Source organism: Actinoplanes sp. NPDC026623 (genome assembly GCF_040638275.1).
Taxonomy (GTDB): Bacteria; Actinomycetota; Actinomycetes; order Mycobacteriales; family Micromonosporaceae; genus Actinoplanes.
In genome coordinates this window covers 1,414-2,578 of the sequence record NZ_JBEZXZ010000402.1, presented here as the reverse complement: position 1 = coordinate 2,578, position 1,165 = coordinate 1,414, and the positions used below count along the sequence as shown (strand labels likewise).

The following is a 1,165-nucleotide window of genomic DNA, read 5'->3' as shown; positions in this document are numbered from 1 at the left end:
CCGGCAGGGCAGGGCAGGGCCGGCAGGGCAGGGCAGGGCCGGCAGGGCAGGGCAGGGCCGGCAGGGCAGGGCAGGGCCGGCAGGGCAGGGCCCGAAACGGTCGGCGCATCCTATTTAGAAATCACTTTCACCCTTGTGGCCCAGCATCTGAATCGTCGCGGCAACCTCAGTTTGATGCAATCAAGGAAATGAGTTTTGGCATGATCGTCCGCTGACATGTCGGGGTGGGTTGCGGGAGAATTCTTCCGTGGGACAGTTGTCATTGTTCGGCAGGTCGGAAATCGCGGCGATGCGCGATCGGACCGCGCGGCGGAATTATTCGGCTGCTGCTGAAGAATTTCGTCGTGAACACGAGCGTCATCGCAGGTGGGGCCTTCAGCAACGCCACGGCGAGAAGCTTCGCCGCATCCGCATGAGCCGCTCCGCAGCCCAGACGGCACCCACCGCCACGAGCATGCCGATAAGCCCCAGCCCACCCGCGCCACCACCGGCATCGCGAATGCCCTCTGCACTGCAAGTACCTGCTGCCCCACGGCCCTGTCTCGCACCGCAGGCGGCCACGCCGGAGCGGCCAGTGGCGCCACACCGACCGGTCACACCACAGCGGCCAGCCACGCCTGAGCGACCGGCCATGCCGCAGCAACCGGCCATGCCGCAGAAACTAGCCACGCCTGAGCGACCAGCCATGTCGCAGCCATCGACGACGCCACAGCAACCGATGACGCCACAACAACCGGCCACGTCGGCCCGGACACCGATCCGGCGATCGCCAGCATCACGGTTGACGATCCGCCCGCCATCGCCGGCAGGGCGCACCTCATGGCAAGCGTTACCACCGCGGACGTCGCCAGGGCGGCCATGGACAGCACCAGCGGCACCTGCGGCGTCACCTCCGACGTCTGCCATGCCGCTGCGGTGCGCGCCACGGCCGGTGGCAGCGGCGGCTCGGTGGTTGCGGCCGGCAGGCCCGGCACCCCCGCCATCCGACTCTCGGGCGGGGCAGCCGGTGCTACATCTACCGCGATCGGCTCCCGGTGGATTCTTCCTGAATTCGGGTGGCCGCTGTGAGACGGTGGGCGCGGTGACACTCGGCCATATCGGATATGCCCGGGTCCGCGGTGGTCACCGTGCGAACGCCAGCCCGGAGCCAACGGCGGACCACGTT

General features: G+C 68.3%; 1 protein-coding gene. It reads right to left on the bottom strand.

Annotated features, from left to right (window positions below; genetic code table 11):
* Positions 1-593 precede the first annotated feature (593 nt).
* Positions 594-974 (bottom strand): hypothetical protein, encoded by a 381-nt coding sequence (locus tag AB0F10_RS45220; protein WP_360640742.1) that lies wholly within the window; start codon positions 972-974, stop codon positions 594-596.
* Positions 975-1,165 lie beyond the last annotated feature (191 nt).